The following is a 14,829-nucleotide window of genomic DNA, read 5'->3' as shown; positions in this document are numbered from 1 at the left end:
GCCGATCAGCGCTTCGAGTACTGAGGCGCCTTGCGGGCCTTCTTGAGACCGGCCTTCTTGCGCTCGATGACGCGGGCGTCGCGCGAGAGGAAGCCGGCCTTCTTGAGAGCCGGGCGGTTGTTCTCGACGTCGATCTCGTTGAGCGCGCGGGCGATGCCGAGGCGCAGCGCGCCGGCCTGCCCAGAGGGGCCGCCGCCCTGGATGCGCACGATGACGTCATAGGCGCCGGTGAGGCCGAGCACCGTGAAGGGGTCGGTGATCAGCTGCTGGTGCAGCTTGTTCGGGAAGTAGTCCTCGAACGTGCGGCCGTTGACCGTGATGGTGCCGGAGCCGGGGATGACGCGCACGCGGGCGATGGCCTGCTTGCGTCGTCCGACGGCCGAGCCCGAGACCGAGAGCACGGGGCGCTCGGCGGCGACGGCGGTCTCGTCGACCGGGGTCTCGGTCGAGTAGTTGCTGGTGTCTTCGATGTTCGCCACGAGTGTGTCCTTAGTCTGTGCGGCGCTTACTGGGCGACCTGGTCGAGGGTGTACGTCTTGGGCTGCTGCGCCGAGTGCGGGTGCTCGCCGCCGACGTAGACCTTGAGCTTCGAGAGCTGCTGACGGCCGAGGCTGTTCTTGGGGAGCATGCCGCGGATCGCCTTCTCGACGGCGCGGACCGGGTTCTTCTCGAGGAGCTCCTCGTACGAGACCGCGGTGAGGCCGCCCGGGTAGCCCGAGTGACGGTAGGCCATCTTCTTCTGGAGCTTCTGGCCGGTGAGCGCCACCTTCTCGGCGTTGACGATGATGACGAAGTCACCGGTGTCGACGTGGTTCGCGAAGGTCGGCTTGTGCTTGCCGCGGAGGAGGGCGGCGGCGTGCGAGGCGAGGCGGCCGAGGACGACGTCAGTCGCGTCGATGACCAGCCACTCGCGCTGGGTCTCGCCAGCCTTGGGGGTGTAAGTGCGCGTCACAGTAGTGCTGCTTTCTTGATCGAACGGAGAGGTTCGTGAATCCCACTCCGGGGTGATTGCCGTTCGCTGATCGAGTGCCGCCGCAGGCGGTGTATCGAGATCCGGGCAAAACGCCAGTGGAGGGCTCACGTTCGCGGTGCCGGGTCAGCTGAGCCGCACACCAAACGACAAGTCTACGTCATCGGAAGGCCTCGACCAAACGGGCCGCCTCGCACGTCCGCGCCGCTCGATATCCTCGTCGACATGTCGCCTGCCGCACCCTCCACCTCGGTGCAGCGGACGTACCGCTACCTCCGGCTCGCCGTCGCCGGCACCGTCGTCGTCATCTTCGTCGCGATCGCCCTCGCATCGGCGAGCACCGGGTGGCTGACCTCGGTCAGCGACTACTACTACACCCCGGCGCGCAACGCCTTCGTGGGTGCGCTCATCGCCGTCGCGGTCTCGCTGCTCGCGCTGTCGGGCCGCGGAGCCGAGCGGGCTCTCCTCGACGCCGCCGCCCTCTTCGCTCCGCTCATCGCCGTCGTCCCCACGACCCTGGCTCCCGGCAGCGTGCCCGGGGTGGCGGTGCCGTGCGCGCACCGATGCTTCCCTCCTGCCTTCGAGGCCGAGGCGGCCAACGGGGTGGCGACCTACCTGGCGATCGGACTGCTCACGGTGCTCGTCGGTGTTCTGCTGGTCGCGCTGAGGCAGCTCTCGCTTCCCTCCGTCGGCTTCTCGCTGGCGGCCAGCACGGCCGTGCTCGTTCTGATCGGCGCAGCCTGGCTCTTCGCCCGCGACCTGTTCCTCGCCCAGGGGCACTTCGTGGCCACCATCGCCTTCTTCGCGCTGTTCGCTGCGGCGGCCGTCCTCAACGCCTTCCCCCGGCGCGAAGCGCCGCCGCCGATGGTGTTCCGCGTGCTCTACGTCGGCATCGCCGCGGCGCTGGGACTCGTGCTCGTCGCGTACATCGTCCTGCTCCCCCGCGCCGACGCCCGGGGCATCCCCATCGTGCTGCTCACCGAGGCCGCGGCGCTCGGACTCTTCTTCGCGTTCTGGGTCGTCCAGGGCATCGAGAAGTGGCACGACGCCGACCCCTCGATCGCCGCCCCGCGACAGCGCCTCGACGCCTGAGCGCCGAGGGGATTCAGGATGCCGCGGCCCGAGGCATCCGGACCACTCCGTCGGCCGAAGCCGACGGTCGCGCGGTCACCAGGATCGGCAGGTGGTCGCTCAAGCCCTGCGGGAGCGTGCGCACCCGGTCGATCTCGAACCCTACCGACGTGGCGAAATCGTAGTGGCCGCGGAAGAAGCGGTACCGCGTGTACGTGCGGGAGTCGCTGAGATTCAGCTCGTACCCCTGCTCGCGCACCTTCTGGCCGAGATGCTCCTTGAACACGGGGTAGTTGTAGTCGCCCACCATCAGTGCCGGGAGTCCGTCTCCGAGACTGCGCAGCTCGTCGAGCGCGGTGCGGATCTGATGGCGCCTCAGCGAGTTCAGCGCCGTCAGCGGCGCGGCGTGGAACGACGCGACGATGAGCTCGCGACCGTCGTCGATGTCGTGCAGCCGCACCCCCAGCAGTCGCTCCTCGGCCGGCTTGAGCACGCGGTCGTGCAGCGACTTCTTGAGAGCGAGGGCCCGGACGTCGACGGCCCGATAGGTGTTCTCGCGGTAGTAGACGGCCAGACCCAGCCGGTTGCGCTGCGTCGCGTCGGCCAGCCGCAGCCCCTCGATCGCCTCGGGGAGGTCGCTGGTGTCGGCCTCCTGCAGACACAGGACATCGGCGGCATGCCGCTCCACCAGCTGGGCGAGCTCGCCCGCGGCGCGGTGCTTGCGCAAGTTGTACGAGATGACCCTCATGTCGCGCCCAGCCTAGGTCAGCCATGTGACGCGCGGCTTTCCATCCGGTGGATGCTCCGCGCACTCTCAGAATACGCGCGGGGCCTGCCACGGCTCTGCGGCGAATACTGAGCGAAAGCTCAGCGAGCACCGCCAAGCGTTTCCCCTGGTCGGTGTGTAGCATCGAGAACGCCTCGCCATCGCGCGCGGAGCGCCGCAGCTGGGGTCGGCGACCGAGTGAGATTCGCATCGCACGAGAGAAAGCGCACGCGCCAATGACCTCCCCCGCCGACGACCTCAAAACCGCGGTCATCATCGAGGACGACCCCGAGATCCGGCTCATCCTCGCCGATGTCCTCGAGTCCGCAGGATTCTCGACCGTCTCCGTGGGCAACGGCATAGACGGCGTGCGCGCCGTGGGCGCGTACGAGCCCCTCCTCACGACCGTCGACGTCACGATGCCCGGCATCGACGGCTTCGAAGCCGTCCGACGCATCCGGGCCTCGCAGTCCGACACCTACATCATCATGCTCACCGGCCTCAACGACGAAGCCGACGTGATCGCCGGACTCGGCGCCGGCGCCGACGACTACCTGCTCAAGCCCTTCCGGCCGCGCGAGCTGCGCGCCCGCGTCGAGGCGCTGCTGCGTCGCACCCGCGGCGAAGGCGGCTCGCTCGCCACGGGCGGAATGGCAACCGCTCCGGCGGGCGCCCCGGCACCGGCCGCCGCCTCCGACCCGCAGCCCGGCGCCGCGACATCCGTCTCCGAGGATCCGGGCGCGACCACGGCGCCCGCCGCAGACTCCGGGTGGATCGCGCACCGCGACCTGCTGCTGCATCCCGAGAACCGGCTCGTCACCATCGGCGGACGCGACCTCGATCTCACGCGCACCGAGTTCGACCTGCTGGCCACACTGCTCGAATCGAAGCGGCGCGTGCGGAGCAAGGCCGACCTCACCCTCGTGCTGCGTGGCGAGTCGTACGTCACCAGCTACTTCGTCGGCGACGCCGACAAGCGCGCCGTCGAAGCGCACATGACGAACCTTCGCCGCAAGCTCGGCGACAGCCCGACCAATCCGCGGTACATCGAGACCGTGCGCGGAGTCGGCTATCGCCTCACATCGGAGCACGCCTGACTGCGGTGACGCCGAAGGGATGCCCCGCCCCAGCGACGGGGCATCCCTCCTCTGATCGCGTCGGGTTCGCGTCAGACCTTGAGCCCGTGCGGTCGGCGCACGAGCGTGGAGAACACCGAGATCGCCGCGGCGAGCAGCGTGAGCCACGCGACGCGTTGCCCCCACGACCCATGACGGCCGTGCCCGTGGCTGCGGGTGCGGGCGTGCGCGTGGCCGCCGGCGTGCGCGTGGACGTGGCCGCGCCCGTTGCCCGGGCCGTGCGGCATGGCTCGACGAAGCGCCCGCTCGACGGTGTCGGGGTCGACCACCTCGTCGCCTTCGACGCAGACGAGCACGTCGTGCCCCTCGGCGAGCGAGAAGCCGTACTGCAGCGCGCCGGCGCGCCTGCCCGGGTCGGCCCCGATGTCGTGCACGAACACCTCGGTGAACTGCGGCCCGGAGTCCGACGCGACCAGATGAGGGCCTGCGAAGCGCGACGCGACGCCCACCGTGTCGTCCGAGCTGTTCTCGACGACGACGTGGATGACGTCCGGCACCCTCGTCTGCGCGAGCAGCGCGGTGAGGACGTCGGCGATCGAGCGCTCGTCCTCGTGCGCGGCGACGACGCATCCGATCGTCCGGCCGGTATCGGTCACAGTGCTTGCTCTCGTTCGAGGAACGTGGGGGCGACCCGCGAGGGGCCGGATCCCAGCTTGCGCCGCCGACCGCAACGCGGTCGCCTCTCCGACCCCGCCGCTGCGCAACGTTCCCGCAAGAGTTCCGCAACCGCCGAGGGCGGGGCGCTCCCGGGCGGGAGGCGCCGTGCCGCCTAGAATTCTCGACATGGCCACCGGGAGCCGTTGGATGACGACGCTCGCCGCGCCCGGCGCCCGCACGCGATCGATCTGGTTGACGCAGCTGGTCCTGGCGGCGAGCGTGGTCCTCATCGGCGTGCTCGTGCTCGTGCTGCAGCCCGAGGTCTACTCGGTGTGGACCTTCACGCTCGGGATGCTGGAGCTCATCGCCGTCACGATCGCGACGCTCGCCATCCCCTGGTCATGGCTGCCCCGCAACGCCGTGCTTTCCATCCCGTTGATCGACACGCTGGCGATCGGGATGGTGTCGTACGACACCGAGCTGCGCCTCATCTTCCTCTGGGCGTTCCCGGTGATGTGGGTGGCGATGCACTTCAGCATCTTCTACCTCGGCGGGCTCCTGGCGCTGATCGGAACGCTGCTGGTGGTCCAGAGCGCCGCGATGGCCACCGTCCCGGTGGCGCTGCGCGCCGTGATCGGCCTGCTCTCGCTCACCTTCATCGGCATCACCGCTCATCTCGCCATGCGGCAGACCCGGGCTCTCCGACGACTCCTGCGTCGGCAGGCGAGCCGGCTCACGGTCGCCCTGCGCCGCACCTCGGGGCAGGAGCGGCGCACCCTGCAGATCCTCAACGGCGTCGACACGGCGGTCGCCCGCGTATCGTCGTCCGGCGAGGTGCTCGCGGTCAACGACGCGTACGAGCGTCTCTACGGCCTGGATCCGCTCGACCGGAGCCTCCCGGCGAAATCGGTGGAGTACACCGAGCTGCGCGGCATGCCCATCCCGCCGTCCGCCCGGCCGTTCGCCCGCGCGGCCCGCGGCGAGGTGTTCACCGACGCGCGCGTCTGGCTCTTCACCCCGACCGGCGAATGGCGCGTGCTCTCGGTGACGGCCAAGCCGCTCGACGCCCCCGAGGACGACGAGCCCAGCACGCTGCTGGTCGTGCACGACGTCACGGCGATCACCCACGCGCAGCGCGAGCGCGAGCGCCTCGCCGCCATGGCGTCGCACGAGCTGAAGCATCCGCTGACCGTGATGATCGGCAACGCCGAGCTCGCCCTGGACACCGAGGACCTCAGCCCCCGCATGCGCCAGCGGCTGGAGGCGATCGTGAGCGCGAGCGAGCGGATGCTCGAGATGACCAACAGCATGCTCCAGACCTCCCGGGCCGGCTTCACCACACGCGAGTCCTACGACGACCTGGACCTGCGTCAGATCATCGTCGACTCCGTCGATTCGTTCCGCGCCACCGCGAACGCCCACGAGGTCGACATCGCCGTCGCGCTCGACGAGAAGCTGCCGGTGACGGCCGACGGATTCCGCGTGCGGCAGGTCATCGACAACCTGGTCAGCAACGCCATCAAGTACACCGCGCGCGAAGGGCGGGTGCGCATCTCCGGCTCGGTCGAGGGCGACGACGTCTCGCTGGTCGTCTCCGACACCGGGATCGGGATCTCGCAGACCGACCTGCCGAACATCCTCACCCCGTATTTCCGCACCGAGCAGGCCAAGGAGACCGCCAGCGGCACGGGTCTCGGACTGGGCATCACCCGCGAGATCGTGGCCGCCCACGGCGGCACGCTCACGATCGACAGCGAGGCCGGCGTCGGCACCACCGTGTCGGTCCGCCTCCCGCGCAGCGATCACGCGGCGGCTCATGCCGGAACGGAGACGCTGGCATGATCGAGCTCGCGGGCCTCACCGGCTTGAACCTGGGCATCGCGCAGGCCGCGCTGACGACCCTCGCCACGATGCTCGCGGTGGGCGTCGCCTTCATGGCCCGGCCGAGCGCGGCGACCCTGTTCTGGGCCGGTGCCTTCACCCTCTCGATGGTCGCGACGGTCGGGGTCGTCGCCGCAGACCTGAACGACGCCGAGACGATCCGGCGCGCCTGTCTCGGAGCCCTGATGGGCGCGCCGGCGCTCCTGTGGTCGGGCTTCCGAGCTCACTGGGGTCTGCGGCCCTTCGGCTGGGTCGCCCTCGCCATGGCCGCCGTGTCGGCCGGCACGCTCGTCGTCGCGGGCGACATCGAGGTCTTCACGGTCGCCTACCGCGCGGTGTTCTTCGCGGCGTCCCTCTTCGCGGGTCTGTTCTTCGTCGAATGGGTGCGGGTCCCGGCCCGCCGCCGCGAAAAGGTCGTGCTCCCGCTGGCGATCGCCTCTGCCGCGTTCCTCGCCACCGGCCTCGCCACGTTCGCCTCCGGCGTCTTCTTCCCGCCGACGGGAGGCGACGATCTCGCCCTGGTGCGCCTGGTCTCGTCGATCGGCATGCTGCTCTACGTCGGCTGCGCGCTCGTGGCCGTCATGGGCATCGCGACGGGCCAGTCCGTGCTCGTGCGCACGCCGACGACCGCGACCGATTGGCAGCGGTTCGAGCGGGCGGCCGTCGACCGGCTGCAGCGCGCCCAGCGCACGGCGGAGCCGTGGTCCGTCGTCTACCTGCGACTCGACGACGCCTCCGACATTCGCCAGACCGCCGGCAGCGCCGCCCTGGCGACCCTCTCCGGCCACCTCGAGCAGGCGGCCCGCTCGATCTTCCCGGCGGACTCCGACATCGGAACGCCCGCGCCCGGCGCCACCGTCATCCTGGTGCCGCGATCGGATGCCGCGGTGCGGAACTTCCTGCGCGACATGCTCGCCCGCGTGCCGCAGCTCGATGTCGACTCGCGGCTCGCGATCCGCCCCACCGCCAGCGCGGGCTGGGCTCCGGCATCCGTCATCGGCTACGACCTCGACGCTCTGGTCTACACCGCCCGCGAAGCTGCGGCCCTGGCCGCAGACAAGGGCGGCGACCGCTGGGAGAAGGTCAGCGCTCAGCTGGTGGAGCGTCTGCTCATCCAGACCGAGGCCCGCTGAACGCGGTCCGGCGTCAGGGCAGGGTCCGCCGCGCGCGCGTCTGGTCGGCGCGCTGCTCGAGCAGCTCGTCGGCCGGATAGCCCACTTCGGTGAGGGTGAGCCCGCGGGCCGCGAGCACCTTGACCTCGGGCACGCGCTCGCGGGCGTCGCGGATGTCGGCCACGTCATCGACGTCGAGTCGCCCCTCGCCCACCGCCACGCAGGCTCCCACCAGCGCGCGGACCATCGAGTGGCAGAACGCGTCGGCCTTCACGTTCGCGAGCAGGACGCCGTCGTCCGCGCGGTGCCAGTCGAACTCGAGGAGGGTGCGGATGGTGGTGGCCTCTTCGCGGGGCTTGCAGTACGCCGCGAAGTCGTGCAGGCCGATGAGCGATCGGGCCGCGGCATCCATCGCCTCCGCGTCCAGGCTCGCGCGCACCGTCGTGGTGCGGTGCCGCTCCAGAGGGTCGTAGCCCGACACGGCATCGGCGATCCGATACGCGTAGCGGCGCCACACCGCCGAAAAGCGCGCGTCGAATCCCGGGGCCGCCACGGCGGAGCGCGTGACCGCGACGTCGGCGTACGAGCCGACGACGCCGGTCAGCCGGTGGGCGAGCGCCCCCACCGGGTCGTGCGCGTCCGCGGCCCCGCCGCGCGACCGTCCGGCCAGAACGCGCGCGGCCTGCGCCTCGTCGAGGTCGACGTGGGCGACCTGCCCGGAAGCGTGCACACCGGCGTCCGTGCGTCCCGCGACGACGAGCCGCGGTTCGCCGCCCAGCACCCGGCCGAGCGCGGACTCGAGCGTCTCCTGCACCGTCCGCAGACCCGGCTGGCGCGCCCACCCGCGGAAGTGCGTGCCGTCGTAGGCGATGTCGAGACGGATGCGCACCGCCCCAGCCTAGTTGCGGCATCCGGGTCCCCCACGGCGACCGGAACGCCGCAGTCGCTTCCCGGAGCGTCGGAGGGCTCGTCGTAGAATGGCCTCTCCCCCCACACGAAACTCATGACGTCCATCGCGCCCTCCCCTCGCCAGTCCCGCTACGCGGGACTCGATGGGCTGCGCGCGATCGCCGTGGCCCTCGTCGTCGCCTATCACCTGTTCCCGTCGTCGATCTTCGTGGGCGGGTTCGTCGGAGTCGACGTGTTCTTCGTGATCAGCGGCTTCCTCATCACCTCGCTGCTGCTGCGGGAGCACGACTCCACCGGACGCATCGGCCTGGTGGACTTCTGGAAGCGCCGCGCGCGACGCCTGCTCCCGGCACTCGCACTCGTCGTCACGGTGTGCTCGACCCTCGCCTGGATCATCGGGGGCGACGTCCTCCTGCGCGTGGGGCAGCAGGTGCTCGGCGCCTTCACCTTCAGCTACAACTGGATCGCGATCGCCGGCGACACGGGCTACTTCGGCAGTGCGACGCCCGAGCTCTTCCGCAACTTCTGGTCGCTGTCGGTCGAGGAGCAGTTCTACGTCCTGTGGCCGCTCGTCCTGCCGCTGTTCCTCCTGCTGCCGCGCGGAGCGGCCCGGGCAGGGGCGGCCCTCGCCCTCGCCGCGGCGTCAGCCGTGTGGATGGGTGTCGTGGCGACGGCCGGCGGCGATGTCACCCGGGCGTATTTCGGCACCGACACGCACGCGTTCGGCATCCTCCTCGGCGTCGCGCTCGCATTCGCCCTCGCGCCCGTCCTCTCCCGTCCCTCGCGCGCCGAAGCCGCGGCCTCGCTGCCCGGGATCACGCTCCCCCCCGGGTGGACGCTGGTCCTGCCGCCCACGAGCGGTGCGCCCGCCACGCGCCCGCGATGGGTCGACCTGCCCGCCGTGCGCACGGCGATCGGATGCCTCGGCATCGCCGGTCTGCTCGGCATCCTCGCCGTCGCGATCACCGCCGGCGCCGACACGGCGGCGACGTTCCCCAGCGCACTGGTGGCCGTGAGCCTCAGCACCGCCGCCGCGATCACGGCCGGTGTGTGGCCCGGCTCCTGGTTCGGACCGGCGCTCGACGTCCAGCCGCTGCGGTGGGTGGGCGATCGGTCCTACGGCATCTACCTGTGGCATTGGCCGCTGCTCGTGCTCGCGATAACGCTCGTCCCGGGCGGGCCCGCCGAGACCCCGGTGGGGATCGGGATCGCGGTGCTCGCCGTGACCGCGGCTGTCGCCGAGCTGTCGTATCGGTTCGTCGAGACCCCGATCCGCCGGCGCGGTTTCCGCGCCTGCGCGCGCGAGCTCGCCGCGCAGCTGCGGGCCGGTGCGCCCGGCATGATCCGGCCCGTGTCGGCCGTGACCGCGGCCGTGCTGGTGCTGGGCGGCACGACGGCCGCGATCGCCGCAGCGCCGAGCGACTCCACCGGCGAGGCGGCGGTCGCCGCCGGCCAGGCGGCGCTCGACCGTGCCGCGAAAGCGGCGAGAACGTCCCCCGCCGCCGAGCCAGCGCCCTCGGCCACGCCGCCGCGGCCCGCCCCGATCAGTCCTCTGATCTCCCGGCCTTCCCCGACGCCGCAGCCGACTCCCGTGACGGGCGACCAGATCACCGCGATCGGCGATTCGGTGATGCTGGCGTCGGCGCCCGCCTTGCTCGCCAGGTTCCCGGGAATCCAGGTCGACGCGGCGGTATCGCGGTCGAGCTGGGCGGGTCCGGGCATCCTCGAAAGCCTCGCCGCCTCCGGGCAGCTGCGGCCGTACGTGGTGGTGGCGCTCGGCACGAACGGGCCCGTCGACCCCGATTCGCTGCAGCGCATGGCCGATATCGTCGGCCCGGATCGACACCTGGTGCTCGTGAACGCCTACGCACCCCGCGACTGGATCCCCGGGGTGAACCGCGACCTCGCCGCGTTCGCGGAGACGCACCCGGGGGTGGTCGTCGCGGACTGGTCCGCTGCCATCGGGCCGCGGACCGACCTGCTCGCGGGCGACTCGATCCATCCCGGCCCGGCCGGCGGTCAGGTGTTCGCCGAGACGGTGGCGCGGTCGGTCGACGCGATCGAGCGTGAGCGCGCCGAGCGCCGGTACGCTGCTGAGCTCCGGCTGCATGAACTCCTGTGGGATCGCACCCTTCCGGTCGACCAGTAGGGTGCCGCGAGGCGCTCCGACCGGGCCGCGAGGGATCGCTGCGGCAGACGCAGCGAGACCCGCGGCCCCAGGGGGCTCGCGGGTCTCGCGGTGCAAGGGTGGCCGGGGACGGATGCCTCGGCCGTGCCGGGCTCGAGGCCCGGCGTCCGATTACTCGGACTTCTCCTCGGCGGGCGCCTCGACGGCGTCCTCGGCCGCAGCCTCGGCGGCGGCGCCCTCCTCCGGCGACTCGGCGCCGGCGTCGACGGTCTCTTCGTCAGCGGCGGTCTCGACGGTCTCTTCGTCGGCGGCGGTCTCGTCGGCCGGCGCCTCCGCGGCGACCGGTGCGGCGGCGGGAGCGGCGGCCGCGGTCTTCTTCGCCGACTTCACCTTGGGCGTGACGGGCTCGAGGACGAGCTCGATCACGGCCATGGGGGCGTTGTCGCCCTTGCGGTTGCCGACCTTGGTGATGCGGGTGTAGCCGCCGTCACGGTCGGCCACCAGCGGCGCGATCTCGGTGAAGAGGACGTGGACGACTTCCTTGTCACCGATGACCGACAGCACCCGGCGACGGGCGTGCAGGTCGCCGCGCTTGGCGAAGGTGATGAGGCGCTCGGCGAGCGGACGAAGGCGCTTGGCCTTGGTCTCGGTCGTCTTGATCGACTTGTGGGTGAAGAGGGCCGCGGCGAGGTTCGCAAGCAGCAGGCGCTCGTGGGCGGGGCCGCCTCCGAGGCGGGGACCCTTGGTGGGCTTCGGCATTCTCAGTTACTCCAGTGTGAAAAGTCGGTCGGGAACCGGCTCAGACGGTCTCGTCGTCGTAGCCGCCGTAGAAGTGCGCGCCGTCGAACCCGGGAACCGAGTCCTTCAGCGACAGGCCGAGCGAGACGAGCTTGTCGCGCACCTCGTCGACCGACTTCTGACCGAAGTTGCGGATGTTCATGAGCTGCGTCTCGGACAGGGCGACGAGCTCAGACACGGTGTTGATGCCTTCGCGCTTGAGGCAGTTGTACGAGCGGACCGACAGGTCGAGGTCCTCGATCGGCATCGACAGCTCGTTCGAGAGAACGGTCTCGACCGGCGCGGGGCCGATCTCGATGCCCTCGGCCTCGACGTTGAGCTCGCGGGCCAGGCCGAAGAGCTCCGTGAGGGTGCGGCCAGCCGAGGCCACGGCGTCGCGCGGGGCGATCGACGGCTTGGTCTCGACGTCCAGCACCAGCTTGTCGAAGTCGGTGCGCTCACCGGCACGCGTGGCGTCGACGCGGTACGACACCTTCAGGACCGGCGAGTAGATCGAGTCGACGGGGATCTGCCCGGCCTCGGCGTACTCGTTGCGGTTCTGCGTGGCCGACACGTAGCCGCGGCCGCGCTCGATGGTCAGTTCGAGCTCGAACTTCGCAGTGTCGTTGAGGGTCGCGATCACGAGCTCGGGGTTGTGCACCTCGACACCGGCCGGCGCCGAGATGTCGGCTGCGGTGACCTCACCGGCGCCCGTCTTGCGAAGGTAGGCGGTGATGGGCTCGTCGCGCTCGCTGGACACGACCAGCTGCTTGATGTTGAGGATGATCTCGGTGACATCCTCCTTCACACCCGGGATGGTGCTGAACTCGTGGAGGACGCCGTCGATGCGGATCGACGTCACGGCCGCGCCGGGGATGGACGACAGGAGGCTGCGACGCAGCGCGTTGCCGATCGTGTAGCCGAAGCCGGGCTCCAGCGGCTCGATGACGAAGCGGCTGCGGAACTCCCCGATCTTCTCCTCGGTCAGAGTGGGACGCTGTGCGATGAGCACTATGTGTTCCTTTCGATCACGTGCCCGCTATATGACACGTGCGGTGGGTGAGGTGTTGAGTTTTTCTCGCGGGATGCCGACACCGGCCGTACGCGTGGCACGGCCGGTACGGCAACCAGAAGTGATCAGACGCGACGGCGCTTGGGGGGACGGCAGCCGTTGTGAGCCTGGGGCGTGACGTCCTGGATGGAGCCCACCTCGAGGCCGGCGGCCTGGAGCGAGCGGATCGCGGTCTCGCGGCCCGAGCCCGGGCCCTTCACGAAGACGTCGACCTTCTTGACGCCGTGCTCCTGCGCCTGGCGGGCGGCGGACTCCGCAGCCATGCCGGCGGCGTACGGCGTCGACTTGCGCGAGCCCTTGAAGCCCACGCCACCCGACGAGGCCCAGCTGATGACGGCGCCCGACGGGTCGGTGATCGAGACGATCGTGTTGTTGAACGTCGACTTGATGTGGGCCTGGCCCAGCGCGATGTTCTTCTTCTCCTTGCGGCGCGGCTTGCGCGCGGCGGTCTTGGCCTGTGCCATGAGTCCTGTTCTCCCTGAATCCTGGGGGCCGCGCCTTAGCGCGCCTTCTTCTTGCCGGCGACCGTGCGCTTCGGGCCCTTGCGGGTGCGCGCGTTGGTCTTCGTGCGCTGACCGCGCACCGGGAGGCCGCGGCGGTGGCGCAGGCCCTCGTACGAGCCGATCTCGACCTTGCGGCGGATGTCGGCGGCCACCTCACGGCGGAGGTCACCCTCGACCTTGTAGTTGCCTTCGATGTAGTCGCGGAGCGCGACGAGCTGGTCGTCGCTGAGGTCCTTGACGCGGATGTTCTCGTCGATCTCCGTCGCCTTGAGGATCTCGTTCGAGCGGGTACGGCCGACGCCGTAGATATAGGTGAGGGCGATCACCACGCGCTTGTCGCGCGGGATGTCAACGCCGGCAAGACGTGCCATGCGGTTTCTCCTAGGAGTGAGTGGAGGTGTGGAGCAGGATCGGTGCCCGGGCCTCCGCCCGAGGTGTCCTCCGCCCTCGCGAGCGGACTCTGACCCTGCCAGATGTGCGATGTTCGGTTGTGGGACCGGATGCCTCTTGCCGAGGCATCCGGAAGCATGCTCAGCCCTGGCGCTGCTTGTGACGCGGGTTGGACTTGCAGATGACCATGACGCGGCCGTGGCGGCGGATGACCTTGCAGTGGTCGCAGATGGGCTTGACGGAGGGGTTGACCTTCATGATTTTCCTGTTCGCTGTCTTCACCAGACACGCGCGAGCGCGCGAGGTGTTACTTCTCGACCGGTCTAGCGGTAGCGGTAGACGATGCGTCCGCGCGTGAGGTCGTAGGGGCTGAGCTCCACGACCACGCGGTCTTCGGGGATGATGCGGATGTAGTTCTGCCGCATCTTGCCCGAGATCGTGGCGAGAACCTTGTGTCCGTTGGTCAGCTCAACGCGGAACATCGCGTTGGGCAGGGCCTCTGACACGACGCCCTCGATCTCGATGACACCGTCTTTCTTCGCCATACGCTCGCTATCGCTGTTGCAGACCGGTCGGTCTGCGGTGGATGGGATTGGTTGTGCCTGGACACGCCGATAAAGGCGCAAGGCACCAAAGATCAAGCATACGTGATAACGGATGCCTCGGCAAACCGAGCGCCCGGCGGGCGTACGGGCTGCGCAGATGCGTGCTTCACTTGGTATCTCCTTCACTCGTGTCGCGGATGGTGCCGCGTAATCGCCACCACAGCGTCGAGGAGAAAGGGTCTACCGAAAGTTATCCACAGCTCGGGTCACTGCAGTCGCGCGACGATGTCCACCTGGGCGTCGAAGGTGACGGGAACGATCTCGCCGTTCACAACCAGCGTCGGCGTTCCACGGGCCTCTTGGGGAAGCGCCGTACGCTGCGCGAAGTCGAGGTACCGACTGGAGAGGATGGACTCCTCCAACTCGGGTGTCATCGTCACGCCGGCTGCCCGGGCGACGTCCACGATTTCCTCGTTGGACAGCCCCTCCGAACCCTCTGGAGGCTGCTGGGCAAACAACTCGCGCAGGAACGCATATGCGTGGTCGGGGTCGGCCTCGGCCACGGAATACATGGCACTCGCGGACCGCGAGGAGTACTGAGTTCCTTGCGAGAGGCGATCCAGAATCGCCACGGGGTAGACCGACAGCGTGATCTGCTCATCTGAGACTAGCTGCGAGATCGTCTCGCCTTCGGCCTGCTCAAACTGCGCGCAGTACGGGCACATGAAGTCGACATAAGTGTCGACTTGGTCAGGACCGGTCCCGAACAGGATCGCGCCGGTCTCGGAGTCGATGTTGGAGGCGGACGGCGCCTGGTCGGGCTGCGGCCCCGAGGACTGATTGGACAGCGTCACCACGAGGATCGCGACCACGACGAGCGCCACGACGACGCCGACGCTCACCCAGATCGCGAACCAGTTCACCTTGCGCGGGCCCTCGGCCATCTCGCTCTCCTCCTGACACTCTCCGCTC

At 70.0% G+C, this 14,829-nt stretch carries 17 protein-coding genes; 5 read left to right on the top strand and 12 right to left on the bottom strand.

The features are described 5' to 3' along the window. Positions 1–5 precede the first annotated feature (5 nt). Entirely contained in the window at positions 6–479 is a 474-nt protein-coding gene (gene rpsI / locus ACFUTX_RS01765; RefSeq protein ID WP_378860477.1) for a 30S ribosomal protein S9, read from the bottom strand. A gap of 26 nt (positions 480–505) precedes the next feature. After that, positions 506–952: a 50S ribosomal protein L13 gene (rplM, locus tag ACFUTX_RS01760; RefSeq protein ID WP_378860476.1), complete on the bottom strand. Its 447-nt coding sequence runs from the start codon at positions 950–952 to the stop codon at positions 506–508. A 243-nt stretch (positions 953–1,195) separates the two neighbouring features. On the opposite strand from rplM, the gene ACFUTX_RS01755 reads away from it, so the two are divergent. Beyond that, positions 1,196–2,062, top strand: coding sequence for a hypothetical protein (locus tag ACFUTX_RS01755; protein ID WP_378860475.1), 867 nt, complete (start codon positions 1,196–1,198; stop codon positions 2,060–2,062). Positions 2,063–2,075: 13 nt separating this feature from the next. On the opposite strand, the gene ACFUTX_RS01750 is transcribed toward ACFUTX_RS01755, so the two are convergent. After that, positions 2,076–2,789 carry an endonuclease/exonuclease/phosphatase family protein gene (locus ACFUTX_RS01750; RefSeq protein WP_378860474.1) on the bottom strand — a complete coding sequence of 238 codons (714 nt, stop codon included), beginning with the start codon at positions 2,787–2,789 and terminating at the stop codon, positions 2,076–2,078. Positions 2,790–3,043: 254 nt separating this feature from the next. Here ACFUTX_RS01750 and ACFUTX_RS01745 point away from each other — a divergent pair, with 254 nt between their 5' ends. Further along, positions 3,044–3,904: a response regulator transcription factor gene (locus ACFUTX_RS01745; protein WP_378860473.1), complete on the top strand. Its 861-nt coding sequence runs from the start codon at positions 3,044–3,046 to the stop codon at positions 3,902–3,904. 71 nt (positions 3,905–3,975) lie between these two features. Here ACFUTX_RS01745 and ACFUTX_RS01740 read toward each other — a convergent pair whose 3' ends face one another. Then, complete coding sequence (locus tag ACFUTX_RS01740) at positions 3,976–4,539, bottom strand: glycosyltransferase (RefSeq protein WP_378860472.1); 564 nt, start codon at positions 4,537–4,539, stop codon at positions 3,976–3,978. A gap of 187 nt (positions 4,540–4,726) precedes the next feature. On the opposite strand from ACFUTX_RS01740, the gene ACFUTX_RS01735 reads away from it, so the two are divergent. Beyond that, a complete protein-coding gene (locus tag ACFUTX_RS01735; protein WP_378860471.1) occupies positions 4,727–6,382 on the top strand; it encodes a sensor histidine kinase in 1,656 nt (551 codons plus the stop codon). Then, complete coding sequence (locus ACFUTX_RS01730) at positions 6,379–7,554, top strand: hypothetical protein (RefSeq protein ID WP_378860470.1); 1,176 nt, start codon at positions 6,379–6,381, stop codon at positions 7,552–7,554. Before ACFUTX_RS01735 ends, ACFUTX_RS01730 begins: the two co-directional genes overlap by 4 nt. A gap of 13 nt (positions 7,555–7,567) precedes the next feature. Here ACFUTX_RS01730 and truA read toward each other — a convergent pair whose 3' ends face one another. Continuing rightward, positions 7,568–8,422 carry a tRNA pseudouridine(38-40) synthase TruA gene (gene truA / locus ACFUTX_RS01725; RefSeq protein WP_378860469.1) on the bottom strand — a complete coding sequence of 285 codons (855 nt, stop codon included), beginning with the start codon at positions 8,420–8,422 and terminating at the stop codon, positions 7,568–7,570. Between the two features lie 114 nt (positions 8,423–8,536). Here truA and ACFUTX_RS01720 point away from each other — a divergent pair, with 114 nt between their 5' ends. Then, positions 8,537–10,591, top strand: coding sequence for an acyltransferase family protein (locus ACFUTX_RS01720; protein WP_378860468.1), 2,055 nt, complete (start codon positions 8,537–8,539; stop codon positions 10,589–10,591). Between the two features lie 150 nt (positions 10,592–10,741). Here ACFUTX_RS01720 and rplQ read toward each other — a convergent pair whose 3' ends face one another. The 7 genes from rplQ to ACFUTX_RS01685 all read right to left on the bottom strand — a co-directional run bounded on the left by rplQ (position 10,742) and on the right by ACFUTX_RS01685 (position 14,801). Then, a complete protein-coding gene (rplQ, locus tag ACFUTX_RS01715) occupies positions 10,742–11,329 on the bottom strand; it encodes a 50S ribosomal protein L17 (protein WP_378860467.1) in 588 nt (195 codons plus the stop codon). Positions 11,330–11,369: 40 nt separating this feature from the next. Beyond that, positions 11,370–12,359, bottom strand: a complete 990-nt coding sequence (locus ACFUTX_RS01710) for a DNA-directed RNA polymerase subunit alpha (protein WP_106816577.1) — start codon at positions 12,357–12,359, stop codon at positions 11,370–11,372. 125 nt (positions 12,360–12,484) lie between these two features. Beyond that, entirely contained in the window at positions 12,485–12,883 is a 399-nt protein-coding gene (gene rpsK, locus ACFUTX_RS01705) for a 30S ribosomal protein S11 (RefSeq protein WP_056117708.1), read from the bottom strand. Between the two features lie 35 nt (positions 12,884–12,918). Then, the gene (gene rpsM / locus ACFUTX_RS01700) at positions 12,919–13,293 is read right to left on the bottom strand and encodes a 30S ribosomal protein S13 (protein ID WP_141892573.1); all 375 of its coding nucleotides are present in this window, start codon (positions 13,291–13,293) and stop codon (positions 12,919–12,921) included. 160 nt (positions 13,294–13,453) lie between these two features. After that, the gene (rpmJ, locus tag ACFUTX_RS01695; RefSeq protein WP_005050492.1) at positions 13,454–13,570 is read right to left on the bottom strand and encodes a 50S ribosomal protein L36; all 117 of its coding nucleotides are present in this window, start codon (positions 13,568–13,570) and stop codon (positions 13,454–13,456) included. Between the two features lie 65 nt (positions 13,571–13,635). Further along, on the bottom strand, positions 13,636–13,857 hold the full coding sequence (gene infA / locus ACFUTX_RS01690; protein ID WP_005050493.1) for a translation initiation factor IF-1: 222 nt from the start codon (positions 13,855–13,857) through the stop codon (positions 13,636–13,638). Positions 13,858–14,123: 266 nt separating this feature from the next. Next, the gene (locus tag ACFUTX_RS01685) at positions 14,124–14,801 is read right to left on the bottom strand and encodes a DsbA family protein (RefSeq protein ID WP_378860466.1); all 678 of its coding nucleotides are present in this window, start codon (positions 14,799–14,801) and stop codon (positions 14,124–14,126) included. Between the last annotated feature and the right edge of the window lie 28 nt (positions 14,802–14,829).

The organism is Microbacterium sp. NPDC057407, assembly GCF_042803895.1.
Lineage (GTDB): Bacteria > Actinomycetota > Actinomycetes > Actinomycetales > Microbacteriaceae > Microbacterium.
Note: the sequence above shows the minus strand (reverse complement) of the source record. Positions and strands in the feature narration are given on the sequence as shown.